This is a genomic window from Pseudomonas sp. Irchel 3F3 (assembly GCF_900187545.1).
GTDB lineage: Bacteria > Pseudomonadota > Gammaproteobacteria > Pseudomonadales > Pseudomonadaceae > Aquipseudomonas > Aquipseudomonas fortuita.
In genome coordinates this window covers 301,867-319,534 of record NZ_FYDS01000004.1, presented here as the reverse complement: position 1 = coordinate 319,534, position 17,668 = coordinate 301,867, and the positions used below count along the sequence as shown (strand labels likewise).

Below are 17,668 nucleotides of genomic sequence, written 5' to 3'. Positions count from 1 at the left end.
GTTAGGGAGATATAGCAGCCGGGCAGGAAGCAACCAGATGGCTTTCTGGGTTAATCCTTTTGTAGGTGAACCTCAGCGAAGCCCCAGCCGGCGGGCCAATCGGCTCAGGTTTGCGCGGTCCAGGCCCAGCTCACGGGCGGCCGCCGCCCAGTTGTCCTGATGCCGTTGCAGGCAGGCTTCTATCGCCTGGCGCTGGTAGATATCGACCGCTTCGCGCAAGCCGCCTTCAGGCAATGCTGCCACCTGCAGCGGGGCTGCAGAGGAGGGTTGTGAGCCCGTTGTCGGGGGGGTAACGCGCAGGTCCAGGTCGATGGCTTCGAGGGTGAGGATACGTGGCCGGTCAGGGTGCTGGCCGAGCGCCTTGAGTGCCGAACGGCCAATCAGGTGTTCCAGTTCGCGCACATTGCCTGGCCAGTCGTAGGCGACCAGCGCGGTTTGGGCGTCGTGGCTCAGGCGCAAGCTGTTCAGGCCAAGTCGCGATCGGTTCTGTTCAAGGAAATAGCCAGCCAACAGCAGTACATCTCGACCACGTTCGCGCAGGGGCGGCACGTGTAGCGGGTATACGCTGAGGCGGTGGTAGAAGTCGGCGCGGAAGTTGCCATTGCGCACTTCGGCAGCCAGGTCGCGGTTGGTAGCGGCGATCAGGCGCACGTCCACCCGGTGCTCGCGGTCCGAGCCCAGGCGTTGCAGCTGGCCGCTTTGCAGCACCCGCAGCAGCTTGGCCTGCACGGTGAGTGGCAGTTCGCCCACTTCGTCGAGGAACAGCGTGCCACCGTTGGCCAGTTCGAACTTGCCACGGCGTTCGCCGTGCGCACCGGTGAAGGCACCGCGTACATGGCCGAACAGTTCGCTCTCGACCAGGGTGTCGGGCAGGGCGGCACAGTTGAGGCTGACCAGCGGCTTGTCGGCGCGGCTGCTGGCCTGGTGCAGGGCCTGGGCCACCAGTTCCTTGCCAACCCCGGTTTCGCCGGTGATCAGCACGGTGAGGTCGCTGCCGCCGACCAAGCGGATTTCTTCTACCAGGCGCTTGTGTGCGGCGCTCTGGCCAATCAGCTCTTTGTCCTGGCCGCTGGCCTGACGGTAGATCTCGGCGCGCAGGTGTTCGTCTTCAGCACGCAGGGCCAGGTGCTCGATGCGCTCGGCCACGGTAACGGTGGCGGCCGCCAAACTGGCGAAGGCCTGCAGGGCATCCAGCTCCAGGCTCTGGAATTGCCCGGGGGTGAGGGCGTCGAGGGTGACCAGGCCCCACGGGCGTTCATCGACCATCAATGGGCAGCCCATGCAGTCGTGCACTTCAAGGTCGGCATCCGCGGCGTTGACCAGGCCATCGTAGGGGTCGGGCAGTTCGGAGTCGCTGGCAAACCGGGTGGGTTCCGGTCGGCTGAGCAAAATCTGGAACCGCGGATGCTCACTGACCCGGAATCGGCGGCCCAGGGTGTCGGGGCTCAGGCCGTCCACAGCCAGGGGTACCAGCCATTCACCGTCCAGGCGCAGCAGCGCAGCGGCGTCGCACGGCAGCAGGCTGCGCATGGCCTGCAGCAGGCGGCGGTAGCGCTCCTGATCGGGCAAATCGCGGGACAGATCACTGACGAGGGGCAGCAGGGCGGTTAGCAACGGCTTTGTAGTCATATTGACTCCTGTAGGTCCATATGACTATACATCGAGCCGAGTCATTTTGACATGGGCTGCATCAAACCCTTGATTTTGCTGGCTGTGAAAGTTGGCACGAATGCTGAAACGGCAAGGGCAGTCATTTGAAGCCACAGGCTCAGGAGTTGCTGCAATGCTCAATGCCGAACAACGTGCAATCATCAAGGCCACTGTCCCCCTGCTGGAAAGCGGCGGCGAAGCACTGACCACCCACTTCTACAAGATGATGCTCAACGAGTACCCAGAGGTACGCCCACTGTTCAACCAGGCCCACCAGGCCAGTGGTGACCAACCACGCGCCTTGGCCAACGGCGTGCTCATGTATGCCCGCCACATCGACCAGCTGGAGCAGTTGGGCGGCCTGGTTGGGCAGATCATCAACAAGCATGTTGCCCTGCAGATTCTGCCGGAGCACTACCCGATCGTCGGCAGTTGCCTGCTGCGCGCCATCGAAGAAGTGTTGGGCAAGGAAATTGCCACCCCGGCAGTGATCGATGCCTGGGCCGCGGCCTATGGTCAGCTGGCCGACATCCTGATGGGTGCAGAGGAAAACCTTTATAAACAGAAGGAAGAGGCCGAGGGCGGCTGGCGCGGTACCCGCGCATTCCGCCTGGTACGCCGCGAGCAGGAAAGCAGCGAGATCGTCTCGTTCTACTTTGTACCGGTGGATGGCAAGCCCGTGCTCAAGGCCGAGCCAGGCCAGTACATCGGCCTGAAACTGGACATTGACGGAGCCGAACAGCGCCGCAACTACTCCCTGTCGGCGCTGTGCGATGGCAAGGAGTACCGCATCAGCGTCAAGCGCGAGGCGGGCGGCAAGGTTTCCAATTACCTGCACGATCAGCTGGTGGTGGGCGAGACCCTGCAACTGTTCCCGCCTGCGGGTGACTTTACCCTGGCAGCCAGCGACAAGCCGCTGGTGCTGATCAGTGGCGGCGTAGGCATTACACCGACCCTGGCGATGTTGCAGGCCGCGCTGCAAACCCGGCGTGAGGTGCACTTCATCCACTGTGCGCGTAACGGTGCGGTGCATGCCTTCCGTGACTGGGTCGATGGCCTGGCGGCGCGTTATCCGCAGCTCAAGCGCTTCTACTGCTATGCGGAGCCTGCGGAGGGCGCCGAGGCCGATGCCGTCGGCCTGCTGAGTGAGGACCTGCTGGCCGAGTGGCTGCCGCAGGAGCGGGATGTGGATGCCTACTTCCTTGGGCCAAAGGCGTTCATGGCGGCGGTGAAGCGCCAGTTGAAGGGCCTGGGTGTGCCGGAGCAGCAGAGCCGCTACGAGTTCTTCGGGCCGGCGGCTGCCCTGGATTGATGCAACGCCTGTACCGGCCCCTTCGCGGGCTTGCCCGCGAAGGGGCCGGTACAGGCACAAATATGTATCCCAGCCACAGTACTCCTTCCTGCCTATATATAAGGAGAGATGAAAAGCACCTGCTCAGCTTTCATCTTTAATCCTCCTTTAATCACGGTATCCTTCACTCCCGGGTGTCGAGGGGCTTGCCCCTGCGCGGTACCCGTGCAGCCGTTTTTTTGCCGCCCGGCGTTGAACCGACGTTGTTGCGGCCGGTCTCAGCCACACCGGATAGCCCTGCGCAGTGCTGTCACGCCGCTTCCTCGGCACGCTCAAAGGCCCTGCCCAGCGTGTAGACTTGCGCCCAGGCAGGCGGACCACGCTGCCACTATCCATCGAAGGAACCGGCAATGAACGAACAAACATCGCGCCTGAATCGGGAACGGCGCTTTCTGGTGCTGTTGGGCCTGATCTGCCTTTCGCTGATTGGCGGCGCCCTCTACATGCAAGTGGTACTGGGCGAGGCACCGTGCCCGTTGTGTATCCTGCAGCGTTACGCGCTGCTGTTCATTGCCGTGTTTGCCTTCATCGCCGCAGCGATGCCCGGGCGCCGCAGCCTGACCTTCTTCGAAGCACTGGTTGTGCTCAGCGCGATTGGCGGAATCATTGCGGCCGGCAACCATGTGTATATACTCGCCAACCCCATGGTCAGTTGCGGCATCGACACCCTCCAGCCGATCGTGGATGACCTGCCGCTGGCCAAGCTGTGGCCGCTGGCATTCCAGGTCGACGGCTTCTGCAGCACCCCGTACCCGCCACTCCTCGGTTTGTCGCTGGCGCAATGGGCGCTTGTGGCGTTCGTGCTCACCGCCATCCTGGTGCCGCTCGGGATCTACCGCAACCGACGCCAGGCTTAGACAAAAGTCCCGAATCGCATAGGGTCTTTTACAGCGCATGTGAAGAGGGAAAAGTCGCTCACCGCTTGATCCAGATCAATCACAAAGCCTTGTAGAATGCGGCTTTGAGGCCTGGCAAGCGGGGTGCGACAAACTGTCGCGAAGTTGAATTATCGAGCAGCATTGTTGCACATTCTGTAAAAGACTGTTGCTCAATAAGTCATAGTCAAGGGTTGGCGACCTCACTACAATCGCCCCCAATTTCCGTTCGGCACTGCTTGCGAGTCGCAGGATTGAAGGAAGCCCCAGCGCTCCTTTTTGCTGACTTCGTCAAGTTTCGCCCAACGGCGATACCGGGCGGACCCCCCTCCGCGTTTTCCCGCACCAAATGGACTTGGTCTGAAGTACAGGCCTGTTGCCTACGAAACCATAAGCACCGCTAACAACGCTTGAAGCCAAGGTCCTGCAGTCGGACCCCAGGCAGGAGCGAGTACGGGCGCAAAATGCCTCACTTGGCAGGACGAAGTGTTGGCTACCAAAACACAAATTGCATTGAAGCAAGCTGATCTAGAGGTCGTGAGATGAGTAAAAAGCGTTACCCCAGACTGTTTGGCATATTGCCCTTTTTAGGCATGCTTTTACTCAGTGGGTGCAACTGGACCCTGCTCGACCCGAAGGGACAGGTCGGCATTGAGCAAAAGAACCTGATCCTGATCGCTACCGGCCTGATGCTGCTGGTGGTTATCCCTGTGATCATCATGACCTTGGCGTTCGCCTGGAAGTACCGTGCTTCCAACAAGGCAGCCACCTACACCCCTGACTGGTCGCACTCGACCAAGATCGAGGCTGCGGTGTGGATCATCCCGATCCTGATCATCATCGCCCTGGGTTACGTCACTTACCACTCCACCCACAAGCTGGACCCGTACCGTCCGCTGGACTCGGACGTGAAGCCGATCCAGATCGACGTTGTCGCACTGGACTGGAAGTGGCTGTTCATCTACCCGGAACAGGGCATTGCCACGGTCAACAAGATCGTCTTCCCGGCTAACACCCCGGTCAACTTCCGCGTCACTTCCGACGCCGTGATGAACTCGTTCTTCATCCCGGGCCTGGGCGGCCAGATCTACGCCATGGCCGGCATGACCACCAAGCTGCACCTGATCGCCAACGAAAACGGTGTGTTTGACGGTATCAGCGCCAACTACAGCGGTGCTGGCTTCACCGGCATGAAATTCAAGGCTACTGCCACCTCTCAGGAAGACTTCGACAAGTGGGTCGCTGAAGTCAAGCAGTCGCCGAAGAAGCTGGACAAGGCTGAATACGACGCCTTGGCCAAACCAAGCGAAAACAACCCGGTCGCGCTGTATAGCGAGGCTTCGCCAGAGCAGTTCCAGCTGATCGTCGACAAGTACGAAGGCATGAACCGCGGTCGTAGCCACGAAGAAGCAGGCAGCAAAGATCTGGCCACAACCAAGGGTGTGGAATCGAGTATGCAACCAGCTGCCGGTGCAGAGGAGTAAGAGATGTTCGGTAAATTAAGCCTGGAGGCGATACCCTATCACGAGCCGATAGTCATGGTGACGCTTGCCATGATCGCGCTCGGCGGTATCGCTGTCGTCGGTCTTATCACCTATTTCCGCAAGTGGACCTACTTGTGGAGCGAGTGGCTGACTACTGTCGACCACAAAAAGATCGGCGTGATGTACATCATCGTCGCGATGGTCATGCTGCTGCGCGGCTTTGCCGACGCCATCATGATGCGTACCCAGCTGGCTGCCGCTACCGGTGGCTCCGAAGGCTACCTGCCGCCTGAACACTATGACCAGATCTTCACCGCTCACGGTGTGATCATGATCATCTTCATGGCGATGCCGTTCTTCACCGGCCTGATGAACCTGGCGGTTCCTCTGCAGATCGGTGCACGTGACGTTGCCTTCCCGTTCCTGAACTCCCTGAGCTTCTACCTGCTGCTGGCAGGCGTGCTGCTGGTCAACATCTCGCTGGGCGTTGGTGAATTCGCCAAGACCGGCTGGGTTGCCTATCCGCCGCTCGCAGGCATTCAGTACAGCCCTGGGGTGGGTGTCGACTACTACATCTGGGCGCTACAGCTATCCGGACTGGGTACGACGCTTACCGGCGTGAACTTCCTCGTCACCGTGATGAAGATGCGCGCACCTGGCATGAAGCTGATGGACATGCCGATCTTCACCTGGACCTGCACCTGGGCCAACGTACTGATCGTTGCTTCGTTCCCGATTCTGACTGCTGCACTCGCTCTGCTGACTGTTGACCGTTATCTGGACTTCCACATTTTCACCAACGAGCTTGGTGGGAACCCGATGATGTACGTCAACCTGTTCTGGGCGTGGGGTCACCCTGAGGTTTACATCCTGATCCTGCCGGCCTTCGGCGTGTTCTCGGAAGTTACCTCGACGTTCTCTGGCAAACGCCTGTTCGGCCATCACTCGATGATTTACGCATCGGGCGCGATCGCCATCCTTGGCTTTGCGGTATGGCTGCACCACTTCTTCACCATGGGTGCCGGCGCCAGCGTCAACACCTTCTTCGGCCTGGCGACGATGCTGATCTCCATCCCGACCGGTGTGAAGCTGTTCAACTGGCTGTTCACCATGTACCAAGGCCGTGTGCGCTTCACCGCACCGATGCTCTGGACCCTGGGCTTCATGGTCACCTTCTCCATCGGTGGCATGACCGGCGTACTGCTGGCCGTTCCGGGTGCTGACTTCGTTCTGCACAACAGCCTGTTCGTAATTGCGCACTTCCACAACGTGATCATCGGTGGCGCGGTATTCGGCTACATCGCCGGTTTCGCCTTCTGGTTCCCGAAAGCCTTCGGTTTCACCCTGAACGAGAAGTGGGGCAAAGCTGCCTTCTGGTTCTGGCTGTCGGGCTTCTACGTTGCGTTCATGCCGCTGTACGCCCTGGGCTTCATGGGCATGACCCGTCGTCTGAACCACTCCGACAACCCACTGTGGGAACCCTACCTGTACGTAGCCGTTGTCGGCGCCGTGCTGATCCTGTTCGGTATCGCTTGCCAGCTGATCCAGATCTTCGTGTCGGTTCGCGACCGCAAAGACAACATGGACGTCACTGGCGACCCATGGGGCGGCCGTACCATCGAGTGGTCCACTTCGTCGCCACCGCCGTTCTACAACTTCGCTCACATGCCTGAGAAAGTTGGTCTGGACGCCTGGCACGAAGCCAAGGAAGCCGGTGTTGCGTACAAGGTCCCGGCCAAGTACGAAGCGATCCACATGCCGAGCAACACCTCCACCGGTCTGTTCATGGGTATGTTCCTGACCGTGTTCGGCTTCGCCTTCATCTGGCACATCTGGTGGCTGGTGGGCGCGAGCCTGTTGGCAACCATCGCAGTCTTCGTTCGCCACGCTGCACGTGACGACCAGGGCTACATGGTTCCGGCCGAAGAAGTGGCGCGCATCGAAGGCGAGCGTATGAAAGCGCTGGCCAAAGCAGGTGCTCTGCCTGCCGGCGCACGTGTCGAATCGTTTGAGCGGGTGTAATCAATGTCCAGTCAAGTAATGCACGGCGGCGCTGCTCATGGTCACGACCATGGGCATGACGACCACCACCACGACTCGGGCCAGATGACCGTACTGGGTTTCTGGCTGTACCTGATGACCGACTGCATCCTGTTTGCGTCGCTCTTCGCCACCTACGCGGTGCTGTCCGGCAGTTTTGCCGGCGGCCCGTCGGGTCATGACATCTTCCAGCTCGATTTCGTAGCTGTTGAAACGCTGTTCCTGCTGCTGTCCTCGATCACCTTCGGCTTCGCCATGCTGAAGATGTTCGATGGCAAGAAAGCCGGTGTACTGGGCTGGTTGGCTGTGACCTTCCTGTTCGGTGCAGGCTTCATCGCGATGGAAATCTATGAGTTCCATCACCTGATCAGCGAGGGCTTCGGCCCGCAGCGCAGTGGCTTCCTGTCGGCGTTCTTCGCCCTGGTAGGTACCCACGGTCTGCACGTGACTGCCGGCCTGGTCTGGATGGCAATCATGATGTACCAGATCAACAAGCATGGCATCACGCCGACCGCCAAGACCCGCATGAGCTGCCTGAGCCTGTTCTGGCACTTCCTGGACGTGGTCTGGATCTGCGTGTTCACCGTCGTCTACCTGCTGGGGGTTCTGTAATGGCTAGCGCACACGACACTCATCACGAAGGTAACCACGGCAGCGTCAAGTCGTACATGATCGGCTTTGTCCTGTCGATCATCCTGACTGCGATCCCGTTCGCACTGGCCATGACCGCCAGCCTGCCGAAGAACCTGACCGTTCTGATCATTGTTGCCATGGCCGTGATCCAGGTAGTTGTACACCTGGTGTACTTCCTGCACATGGACCGCTCGAAAGAGCAACGCAACAACGTGTCGACGTTCCTGTTCACCGTACTGGTAATTGCACTGCTGGTCGGCCTGTCGCTGTGGATCATGTTCAACATCCACATCGAAATGATGGCCAAGTGAGGTAAGACTGCATGTCCGTTAAGCACTTTATCCAAATCACCAAACCGGGGATCATTTTCGGTAACGTGCTTTCCGTGGCAGGCGGTTTCTTCCTTGCCTCGAAGGGCCATGTGGACTTCGCCTTGTTCCTGGCGGTGGTGATCGGTACTTCGCTGGTGGTTGCGTCCGGATGCGTGTTCAACAACTGCATCGACCGTGACATCGACCACAAGATGGAGCGCACCAAGAACCGCGTCATGGTGCAGGGCGGCATGTCGCTGCCCCTCGCGCTGATCTACGCCACCCTGCTCGGGGTGGCGGGTTTCAGCCTGCTGTATGTCCAGGCCAACCCGCTGTCGGCGTTCTGCGCAGCTGTAGGCTTCATCGTCTACGTCGGTTTCTACAGCCTGTGGCTGAAGCGTAAATCGGTGCACGGCACCTTGGTCGGCAGCCTGTCGGGTGCCATGCCTCCGGTGATCGGCTACTGCGCCGTAAGCAACAGCTTCGACCTGGCTGCGGTAACCCTGCTGGTGATGTTCAGCCTGTGGCAGATGCCGCACAGCTTTGCCATCGCCATCTTCCGCTTCAAGGATTACAGCGCTGCCAACATCCCGGTCCTGCCGGTGGCACGTGGCATCCTCGCGGCGAAGAAGCAGATCGTGCTGTACGTGCTGGCCTTCGTGCTCGCCACCTTGATGCTTACCCTCGGCGGTTACGCCGGCCTCGGCTACCTGGCCGTGGCAGCTGCCATGGGCCTGTACTGGCTGTACATGGCCTGGGGTGGCTACAAGGCAGAGGACGACAGCAAGTGGGCCCGCAAGGTGTTCGGCTTCTCGATCCTCACCGTCACTGCCCTGAGCGTGATGATGGGCGTGGACAGCCAAACCGCTGCGGACGTGCTGATGACCTACGCACGCTGAAACTGCTGCCTGTTTCACGAAAACCCCGGCCATGTGCCGGGGTTTTTTTATGCCTGTCTTCCTGTGCCGGCCCTTTCGCGGGCTTGCCCGCTCCCACAGGTCGGGCGCAGGTCCCAGGGCTGTGAGTAACCCTGTGGGAGCGGGCGAGCCCGCGGAGAGGCCAGCACAGGAAACATGAAATCTGGCTTTTCAAATAATACGTCTGAAAATATATGACAAAACAGGAAAATGTCCTTTACATATTTTATGTTTCGGCATTATCTTCTGAGTCAGGCCGCCACATCGGCCAACGTCGCTCGGACGGTTCCGGGCGCTTACGTCCTCAGAGGAAGCCATGGCTAACCCAGGTTCGCCGCGCCGCTTTGCGCGCATTGATCGTCTCCCCCCTTACGTTTTCAACATCACTGCCGAGCTCAAGATGGCTGCCCGCCGCCGTGGCGAAGACATCATCGACCTGAGCATGGGCAACCCCGACGGCGCTACACCGCCGCACATCGTCGAGAAGCTGGTGCAGGTTGCCCAGCGGGAAGACACCCACGGCTATTCCACCTCTCGCGGTATCCCGCGTCTGCGCCGGGCCATTTCCAACTGGTACAAGGAACGCTACGAGGTCGACATCGACCCGGAAAGCGAAGCCATCGTCACCATTGGCTCGAAAGAAGGCCTGGCCCACCTGATGCTGGCCACGCTCGACCAGGGCGACACGGTGCTGGTGCCCAACCCCAGCTACCCCATCCACATCTACGGTGCGGTCATCGCCGGTGCCCAGGTGCGTTCAGTGCCGCTGGTACCGGGTGTGGACTTCTTCAACGAACTCGAGCGGGCGATCCGTGAGTCGATCCCCAAGCCGAAGATGATGATCCTCGGCTTCCCGTCCAACCCCACTGCTCAGTGCGTGGAACTGGACTTCTTCGAGCGCGTGGTGGCCCTGGCCAAGCAGTACGACGTGCTGGTGGTGCATGACCTGGCCTACGCCGACATCGTCTACGACGGCTGGAAGGCCCCGTCGATCATGCAGGTGCCTGGTGCCAAGGACATTGCCGTAGAGTTCTTTACCCTGTCCAAGAGCTACAACATGGCGGGCTGGCGGATCGGCTTCATGGTCGGCAACCCCGAACTGGTCAGCGCCCTGGCGCGCATCAAGAGCTACCACGACTACGGCACCTTTACCCCGTTGCAGGTGGCTGCCATTGCCGCGCTGGAAGGCGATCAGCAGTGCGTGCGCGACATTGCCGAACAGTATCGCCAGCGCCGCAACCTGCTGGTGAAAGGGCTGCACGAACTGGGCTGGATGGTTGAGAACCCCAAGGCGTCGATGTACGTGTGGGCGAAGATCCCTGAGCAATATGCACATATGGGGTCGCTGGAGTTTGCCAAAAAACTCCTGGCCGAGGCCAAGGTGTGCGTGTCGCCGGGCATCGGTTTTGGCGAATATGGTGATGACCATGTGCGCTTTGCCCTGATCGAGAACCAGGACCGCATACGCCAGGCCATCCGCGGGATCCGGCAGATGTTCCGGGCTGATGGGCTGGCTCGCAAATAAGCCAGTTGGGGCTGCCTGGCAGCCCCATATCTACCCCAGGGCGAGCTTTCCGCCTGCATTTCCCCGATCTGCCTACCTATCTTCAGCACTCATTTCTCACCACAGAGACTCCCCAATGAGTGTGTTCACCGCCTATTTCTGCGGTACCGGTTCTCACCGTTTCGACGACGCAAACCCCAACTTCTGGAACGGCGAGCTGGTCTCGACCCTGGCCGCAAATGACGAGGGCCGCGAATTTGCCCACTGGATTGCCGTAGACGGCCCAGGCAGCGGCAACCTTCAGGATGACAACCTGTTCGTAGAACCCGGTGGCTACTTCAACTGGACCGGCCAATTTTTCGGCCGCGGCTGGGAAGAAAACGTCAACCATGTGCTGCAGGTGATCAAAGGCGAAAGCAGTTGGCAGCGCACCAAGCTGAGCGAGGAAGAATACCAGCGGCTGAAGGACGCTGGCGTACCTGTACCGGACGTTTCCTCCACGGCCTCGTGGTTCTGGCGCACCTACGACTACGGTGATCGCCAGCCAACCCCGCAGGCGTTGCAAGAGCGCATCATCAGCATGTTCCGCAAGCCGCGCATTCCAACCCAGGTGAACCTGGTGGGCTGGAGCCGGGGTGGTATCAGCTGCCACATGCTGGCCAACGCCATGGCAAATGACCCGGTACTGCGGGAGGTGCCGGTGAATATCTTCGCCATCGACCCGGTGCCGGGTGTTGGCAATGTGCAGGCCGAGCGCATCGCGCTAGCGCAGAACGTGCGTGAATACGTCGGCTTCTATTCGCGGGATGAGCGGTCCAAAGGGTTTGCCTGCGTAATTCCTACCGTCGCCAGTGGCACGCAAATCTGCATTTATCCAATGCCGGGGCGTCATGCCACGCTGGTGGGTAATGCATCGGTCGATGGTGCCGGCGATGGCAAGGTGCTCAAGGAACCCGGGCTTATCGTTCGCCATTTCGCCGAAGTCTGCCTGACCCGCTGGGGTGTTCAACTGGGCAAGCGACTGGCCCTGGATGACCGCCAGGTGATGGAATATCACCAGGCCATGGCCGCAGCCGAAACGCAGTACCAAGCCATGCGCAGCAAATCGTATACGGTGCTGACCGAGGGGGAGAAGCACGACCGGTTGGTGCATTGCGGCGAAGCCCGCACGCACTTCAGCAAGGTGTGTGGTGATGCCTATGACCCGACCGAAGGCCTGGCGCTGCAGCGTTGGGATGCCTCCACCTACAAGGCATTGCGCTGAATGAAGCAGGCGGCCGGATCAGTGGCAAAATTTTTTGCATGTGCCCTCTATCCAGCCGCCCTCGGTTCGATTGAAAATGGCGCGGCGGGCCAGCCCCGATAACAACAACCTTCCCTCCGTGGCATCATGTCTGAATATAACCCTTGCCTTGACTGCGGCGCCTGCTGCGGGTACTTCCGTGTGTCCTTCTTCTGGGGCGAATGCCAGTCTGCCGGGGGCGTTGTGCCGGACGATCTGGTGGTACAGATCAACCCCACCCGCGTTGCCATGATCGGCACCGATGCCAAGCCCTGCCGTTGCGTCAGCCTTGAAGGCGAGATCGGTAAGGAAGTTGCTTGTACCATTTACGCCAACCGCTCCAGCCCTTGCCGCGAGTTCGAAGCATCGTGGGAGGGTGGGGTGCACAACCCCAGCTGCGACGATGCGCGGGCGGCGTATGGGCTGCCACCACTGACGCCGCCAGGCGCCAACGAGCCGCATTGGCCGGATGATGGGGCTGAGGTGGCCTGAAGTATTGATCAGCCTGACGCGGTCAATGTGGGAGCGGCCTTGTGCCGCGAAAGGGCTGCACAGCAGCCCCGGCAATTCCCGCAGCGCCGCTGATACCTAGGGGCCGCTGTGCGGCCCTTTCGCGGCACAAGGCCGCTCCCACAGGGATCGCGCTAGCCATCAGCTGTAAGAAAATTCTGAACCTGAAACCAAATGCTTCAGGTTGCCAGGGATTGGGAATTATCCTACGACCTCAGTCGGATGCCGTCTGATAGGCAAGTACCTACCTCAGAGATAACGTTCCAGCGTCGCCATACAAAATCGGCGACCGGGTGTGAGAAGCCCGTCGTTTCGAGAGGGCTTGCCAGTTATGGCAGCCGTGCGCGTGCAGACTTCGGTCTGGCCGTGAATACCTCGTAACACGGTCTTCTCACCTCGCGTACGGCTGCCACCTTATCTGTGAGAAGGATGCGAGTGGTTGCTTCTGAAAATATTTCGAGGTGACTATGAAGAAACTTGTCCCTGATCCACCCGTTACAGACCTGACCTACCAAGCCGCCAAGTCCCAGGCCACCCAGGTAATGGACACCCTCTCCAGCATCATCATCCAGTATCTCGACGCCGAAGCGCCGATTTTGCGTGCTTCACTGCTCGAAGCCATGTCGGCCCAGACCAGCCAGCTGCATGCCCTGCTAGCCCATATGAAAGCGCTGGAGGCAAAGGCATGACCAACCACCTCAAATCCCGCACCACCGCAGGCGTGGAAAAATTCCTTGAGCTGTACCGGGTTGAACCAGGTGTACCGCTTGATCTGGCATTCGATGAATTGTCGGTACTGATCGGCTGCATCAAGCACCTGAACGAGGAAGCCGAGATGGAGGGCGACAAGATCGCCGGCAGCGCAGCGCGGATTCTCAGTGCCATGGCCAAGGCGCTGATCAATGACATGGAAATGGGCTTGAACCGAGGCGCCTGAGCGATTTTTGGAGCCGCTTTGCGGCTCCATCGCCGGCAAGCCAGGCTCCCACAGGGTGCGTGCAAGGCTCCGGGCCTGTGGTGAACCTGTGGGAGCCTGGCTTGCCAGCGATGGGCTGCAAAGCAGCCCCGGGCTGCCTGAACCCTGCACTTGACGTTAAACTGTCATCTCCCCAGCAATGGACAGGAGATCCGGCGTGACCCCACCCCGCAGTTTCCCCAGTGACCTCTGCCTCGACAGCCCGCGTCTGCAATTGCGCCCCATGCGCCATGCCGATGCCGCGCAATGGCTGGCGATCATGGCCGACCCCGAGGTCATGCGTTATTGGCACCATGCACCCTGGCAAGACCTGGCCGAAGCCGAAAGCGCCCTGGCCGCCGACCGCGAAGCCTATGCCAATGGCGACCAGCTCAAGCTCGGCATGTATCGCCGTGACAATGGTGAGCTCATCGGCATGGTGCAGCTGTTCAACATCGACGATGTGTCCCGCCGCGGCGAAATCGGCTACTGCCTGGCCAGTGCCGTGCAGGGCAGGGGCTACATGGACGAAGCATTGACCTGCTTCATCGATTACCTCGCTCACACCCTGCACCTGCGCCGCCTGGAAGGCGAAATCGACCCCCGCAACCAAGGCTCGGCGCGCACACTCGAGCGCCAGGGCTTCGTGCTGGAGGGCACCCTGCGGGCACGCTGGTGTGTGGCCGGTGAATTGTCTGACTCGGGTATCTATGGCTTGTTGCTTGAGCCACCCGTTGCATAGTCTTGCGCCGCATGGTGTCTCCGTGCGGCAACCATCCAGGGTCTGGAAGCGGGGCAGGGCCTGGGTTAAGGTCGTAGGCTGTCCCGTTTCCTCCAGGTGTGCCCCTTGCCCGTTTTCTACCTTAGCATCAGCCTGCTGCTGTATCTGCTCGCCCTGTTTTTCGATGGCGCGCTGATGAGTGGCGATCGCCACATGCCGGCCCTGCAAATGTTGCTGTACGGGCCATGGGGTATGCCGTTCGGCTTGTACCAATGGTTTGCCAACCCGCTGCTGGCCCTGGCCATTCTTGCCCATCGACGGTTCCGCCGCCTGGCATTGCTGGCCGGGTTGGTGGCGGCGTACCTGGCGGCCAGCAGTTTCGGCATCACCCGCCTTCCGGACAACCAGAGCTATGAGTTCCACGACCTGACCGGTTTCGGTGCTGGCTTTTATCTATGGCTGGCGGCCATTGGGGTGTTTTGCCTGGGGCAGGCCTGGCATTGCTGGAAGGCACGTAGCGCCGACGACATGCCGGGCTGGAACTGGCTGGATGTGGCGTTGATTGCGGCGCTGGGCGTGGCGCTTTATTCGGCAACGCAGATGCCATCGTTGCGCTTCCAGCCAGGCAAGGTACTGATGCCGCCGGAACAGCCGCAGTCGTTTTGATACCCGCAAGGAGGGTTTGCATGATCAAGCATTGCCTGACAGGCCTGGCACTGGCCGGCATTTTGCCGCTGGCCGTGGCGGACGATTACACGCCGGCCTACGGCCAGTGCATGGACAAGGCCTCCAGCACCGTGGCCATGAGCCAGTGCATCCAGGCCGAGACGCACGTGCAGGACCAGCGCCTGAACCGGGTGTACAAGCAGTTGATGGGCAAGCTGGATGCCGGGCAGCAGAAAAGCCTGCGGGATGTGCAGCGTAAATGGCTTGCCTACCGCGATGGCAATTGTCAGTTCCATGTGCAGGCCAGTGGCGGGACCATGGCGCAGCTGGAGGGAGGGTCATGCATGATGGACATGACCCGCGACCGGGCGGCAGAGCTGGAACGGGTGCTCAGCCCGGGGCAATGACGATGCCTGTACCGGCCTCATCGCCGGCAAGCCAGCTCCCACAGGTAAAGCTCACAGGCAGAAGATGGCACTCAACCTGTGGGAGCTGGCTTGCCGGCGATGGGGCGCGAAGCGGCCCCGCTTTTACTTGCGCGGTTCGCGCAGCACCCGAGCTTTGAGGTATTCGCGCACTTCCACCGCATCCCCGGCAAACTCGATACGCTCTGCCTTGGCAGCACGCTGGTAGGCATACATCGGGTCGTAATACTCGTTCAGCAAGCCTTCGATCCAGCCCCGGTGCAGGTCCACTGCGCCGCTGCGCTGTTGCTCTTCAAGGGCGAGGCGCAGGATCTCCGAAAGCCGCTGATAGCGCTCCCCACCCAAGCGCTTGTAGATGTTGGCCATGCTTTGCAGCATGCGCTCGGCAAACAACCGGCGGCCATCCTCTTCGCCATGCACGGCGATAAACTCGGCACTCAGGTTGACCACATAGTCGCGCAAGATGCGCTCCACGCGGTTGGCGAAGCTGTCTTCCAGCCACACCAGCGGGTATTGCTGCATGCCCTGGTACAACTCCAGCGGCACCGTGCAGCTGCCGACAATGCGGCCTTCATCTTCCAGCACGAACTGCTCGCAGCCGCGGGCGCGCTTTTTAAGCACATCGATGGCCAGCTGGTTTTCGAAATCGATCTGTGCCGGTTGTGCAGTGGCGCGTTTGCCGAAGCTGGAACCGCGATGGTTGGCATGGCCTTCCAGGTCGAGCACGTTGTCCAGCTGGTGCAGCACATCGGTCTTGCCGGTACCGGTCAGGCCACCTACCAGCACGAAATCGCATTGCGCTACAGCCTGCTGAGTGGTTTCCAGCAGGAAGGTGCGCATGGCCTTGTAGCCCCCTTTGACACGCGGGTACTGGATACCCGCCTCATCGCGTAGCCAGCCTTGCACGATCTGCGAACGCAGGCCGCCCCGGAAGCAGTACAGGTAACCTTGCGGGTTGGCCTGGGTGAACGCCACCCAGGCATCCATCCGAGCCTGTTTGGTGGTGCCGCTGACCAACTGGTGGCCAAGGGCGATGGCGGCGGCCTGGCCCTGCTGTTTGAAGCAGGTGCCGACCTTCTGCCGCTCCTGGTCGTTCATCAATGGCAGGTTGACCACGCCCGGGAAGGCGCCTTTGGCGAATTCCACGGGGGCGCGCATGTCCATCATCGGCACATCGTCGAGGAACAGCTGACGGAAGTCGGTGCAGTCGGGGCGCATCAGATCACCTCGACCGCGTGGCTCTGTCGCTCGACCAGCTTGCCGATTGGCGACAGTTGCAGGCCCAGTTCGGCCGCCACGGTGAGGAACCCGGCTTCACCCTCCGGGGTAACGGCCACCAGGAGGCCACCGCTGGTCTGCGGGTCGCACAGCAGGTGCTTCTGGTCATCAGTGAGGGTGCCGATCTTGTGCCCGTAGCTGTCGTAGTTGCGCAGGGTTCCACCGGGGATGCAGCCCTCCGCCAGGTAGTGGTCGACACTGGGCAGGCGTGGTACAGCGGCGTAGTCCAGGTGCGCGGTAAGGCCGCTGCCTTCGGCCAGCTCGACCAGGTGGCCGAGCAGGCCGAAACCGGTCACGTCGGTCATGGCCATGACCCCGTCGAGCTTGCCGAAGCGGCTGCCGGGGGTGTTGAGGGTGCACATCCAGTCGCGGGCCAGGCCCTGGTCTTGTTCGCGCAGCTTGGCCTTTTTCTCGGCAGTGGTGAGGATGCCGATGCCCAGTGGCTTGGTCAGGTACAGCTGGCAGCCGGCAGTGGCGGTGTCGTTGCGCTTGAGGTGGCGCTTGCTGACCACACCGGTGACGGCCAGGCCGAAGATTGGCTCAGGCGCGTCGATGGAGTGGCCGCCAGCCAGCGGGATGCCGGCTTCGGCGCACACGGCACGGCCGCCACGTATCACTTCCCGTGCCACTTCCGGTGGCAGTACGTTGACTGGCCAGCCGAGGATGGCGATGGCCATCAGCGGGTCGCCGCCCATGGCGTAGATGTCGCTGATGGCGTTGGTGGCGGCGATGCGGCCGAAGTCGTAGGGGTCATCGACGATGGGCATGAAAAAGTCGGTTGTCGAGACCACGCCGCGCTCATCGTCGAGCGCGTACACTGCGGCATCGTCGCGCGACGCGTTGCCGACCCACAGTTTCGGGTCCAGGGCCTGGGTGCCGCTTTCGGCGAGAATCACGTCCAGCACCTTGGGGGAGATCTTGCAGCCACAGCCGGCACCATGGCTGTACTGGGTCAGGCGAATCGGCTCGCTCATGTGTACCTCAGCAGGTCAAATTGTCGCGCGATTGTAGCAAAGCTGGCCTTTGGGCCCTTGCCTCTTATAATTCACGTTGTCGGCGGATTTGT

General features: G+C 60.9%; 18 protein-coding genes. 15 read left to right on the top strand and 3 right to left on the bottom strand.

Annotated features, from left to right (window positions below):
- Positions 1–72: 72 nt before the first annotated feature.
- A complete protein-coding gene (gene norR / locus CKW35_RS10255) occupies positions 73–1,629 on the bottom strand; it encodes a nitric oxide reductase transcriptional regulator NorR (RefSeq protein ID WP_016484937.1) in 1,557 nt (518 codons plus the stop codon).
- A gap of 154 nt (positions 1,630–1,783) precedes the next feature.
- Here norR and hmpA point away from each other — a divergent pair, with 154 nt between their 5' ends.
- The 15 genes from hmpA (at position 1,784) to CKW35_RS10170 (ending at position 15,306) form a co-directional block, all read left to right on the top strand.
- Positions 1,784–2,962: an NO-inducible flavohemoprotein gene (hmpA, locus tag CKW35_RS10250; protein ID WP_023047741.1), complete on the top strand. Its 1,179-nt coding sequence runs from the start codon at positions 1,784–1,786 to the stop codon at positions 2,960–2,962.
- Between the two features lie 389 nt (positions 2,963–3,351).
- Positions 3,352–3,858, top strand: a complete 507-nt coding sequence (locus tag CKW35_RS10245) for a disulfide bond formation protein B (RefSeq protein WP_016484939.1) — start codon at positions 3,352–3,354, stop codon at positions 3,856–3,858.
- A gap of 560 nt (positions 3,859–4,418) precedes the next feature.
- Complete coding sequence (cyoA, locus tag CKW35_RS10235) at positions 4,419–5,360, top strand: ubiquinol oxidase subunit II (protein ID WP_016484940.1); 942 nt, start codon at positions 4,419–4,421, stop codon at positions 5,358–5,360.
- Positions 5,361–5,363: 3 nt separating this feature from the next.
- Positions 5,364–7,382 carry a cytochrome o ubiquinol oxidase subunit I gene (cyoB, locus tag CKW35_RS10230; RefSeq protein WP_016484941.1) on the top strand — a complete coding sequence of 673 codons (2,019 nt, stop codon included), beginning with the start codon at positions 5,364–5,366 and terminating at the stop codon, positions 7,380–7,382.
- Between the two features lie 3 nt (positions 7,383–7,385).
- Complete coding sequence (cyoC, locus tag CKW35_RS10225; RefSeq protein ID WP_095115833.1) at positions 7,386–8,012, top strand: cytochrome o ubiquinol oxidase subunit III; 627 nt, start codon at positions 7,386–7,388, stop codon at positions 8,010–8,012.
- Entirely contained in the window at positions 8,012–8,344 is a 333-nt protein-coding gene (gene cyoD, locus CKW35_RS10220) for a cytochrome o ubiquinol oxidase subunit IV (RefSeq protein WP_016484943.1), read from the top strand. Before cyoC ends, cyoD begins: the two co-directional genes overlap by 1 nt.
- A gap of 11 nt (positions 8,345–8,355) precedes the next feature.
- Positions 8,356–9,243, top strand: coding sequence for a heme o synthase (gene cyoE, locus CKW35_RS10215; RefSeq protein WP_016484944.1), 888 nt, complete (start codon positions 8,356–8,358; stop codon positions 9,241–9,243).
- Between the two features lie 334 nt (positions 9,244–9,577).
- On the top strand, positions 9,578–10,786 hold the full coding sequence (gene alaC, locus CKW35_RS10210) for an alanine transaminase (RefSeq protein ID WP_019473730.1): 1,209 nt from the start codon (positions 9,578–9,580) through the stop codon (positions 10,784–10,786).
- Positions 10,787–10,901: 115 nt separating this feature from the next.
- The gene (locus CKW35_RS10205) at positions 10,902–12,029 is read left to right on the top strand and encodes a hypothetical protein (RefSeq protein ID WP_095115831.1); all 1,128 of its coding nucleotides are present in this window, start codon (positions 10,902–10,904) and stop codon (positions 12,027–12,029) included.
- A gap of 126 nt (positions 12,030–12,155) precedes the next feature.
- Positions 12,156–12,539 (top strand): YkgJ family cysteine cluster protein, encoded by a 384-nt coding sequence (locus CKW35_RS10200; RefSeq protein ID WP_016501425.1) that lies wholly within the window; start codon positions 12,156–12,158, stop codon positions 12,537–12,539.
- 485 nt (positions 12,540–13,024) lie between these two features.
- The gene (locus CKW35_RS10190; RefSeq protein ID WP_095115827.1) at positions 13,025–13,246 is read left to right on the top strand and encodes a hypothetical protein; all 222 of its coding nucleotides are present in this window, start codon (positions 13,025–13,027) and stop codon (positions 13,244–13,246) included.
- Positions 13,243–13,494, top strand: a complete 252-nt coding sequence (locus CKW35_RS10185; RefSeq protein ID WP_060517655.1) for a DUF3077 domain-containing protein — start codon at positions 13,243–13,245, stop codon at positions 13,492–13,494. The genes CKW35_RS10190 and CKW35_RS10185 overlap by 4 nt, the downstream gene beginning before the upstream one ends.
- 196 nt (positions 13,495–13,690) lie before the next feature.
- Positions 13,691–14,254, top strand: a complete 564-nt coding sequence (locus tag CKW35_RS10180) for a GNAT family N-acetyltransferase (protein ID WP_016484950.1) — start codon at positions 13,691–13,693, stop codon at positions 14,252–14,254.
- A 105-nt stretch (positions 14,255–14,359) separates the two neighbouring features.
- Positions 14,360–14,899: a hypothetical protein gene (locus tag CKW35_RS10175; RefSeq protein WP_095115825.1), complete on the top strand. Its 540-nt coding sequence runs from the start codon at positions 14,360–14,362 to the stop codon at positions 14,897–14,899.
- A 20-nt stretch (positions 14,900–14,919) separates the two neighbouring features.
- The gene (locus tag CKW35_RS10170) at positions 14,920–15,306 is read left to right on the top strand and encodes a lysozyme inhibitor LprI family protein (RefSeq protein ID WP_016484952.1); all 387 of its coding nucleotides are present in this window, start codon (positions 14,920–14,922) and stop codon (positions 15,304–15,306) included.
- 123 nt (positions 15,307–15,429) lie between these two features.
- Here the strand turns inward: CKW35_RS10170 and mnmH are convergent, their stop codons facing one another.
- Both mnmH and selD read right to left on the bottom strand, forming a co-directional pair.
- Entirely contained in the window at positions 15,430–16,542 is a 1,113-nt protein-coding gene (mnmH, locus tag CKW35_RS10165; RefSeq protein ID WP_060517653.1) for a tRNA 2-selenouridine(34) synthase MnmH, read from the bottom strand.
- A complete protein-coding gene (gene selD / locus CKW35_RS10160) occupies positions 16,542–17,576 on the bottom strand; it encodes a selenide, water dikinase SelD (RefSeq protein ID WP_016484954.1) in 1,035 nt (344 codons plus the stop codon). The genes mnmH and selD overlap by 1 nt, the downstream gene beginning before the upstream one ends.
- Positions 17,577–17,668 lie beyond the last annotated feature (92 nt).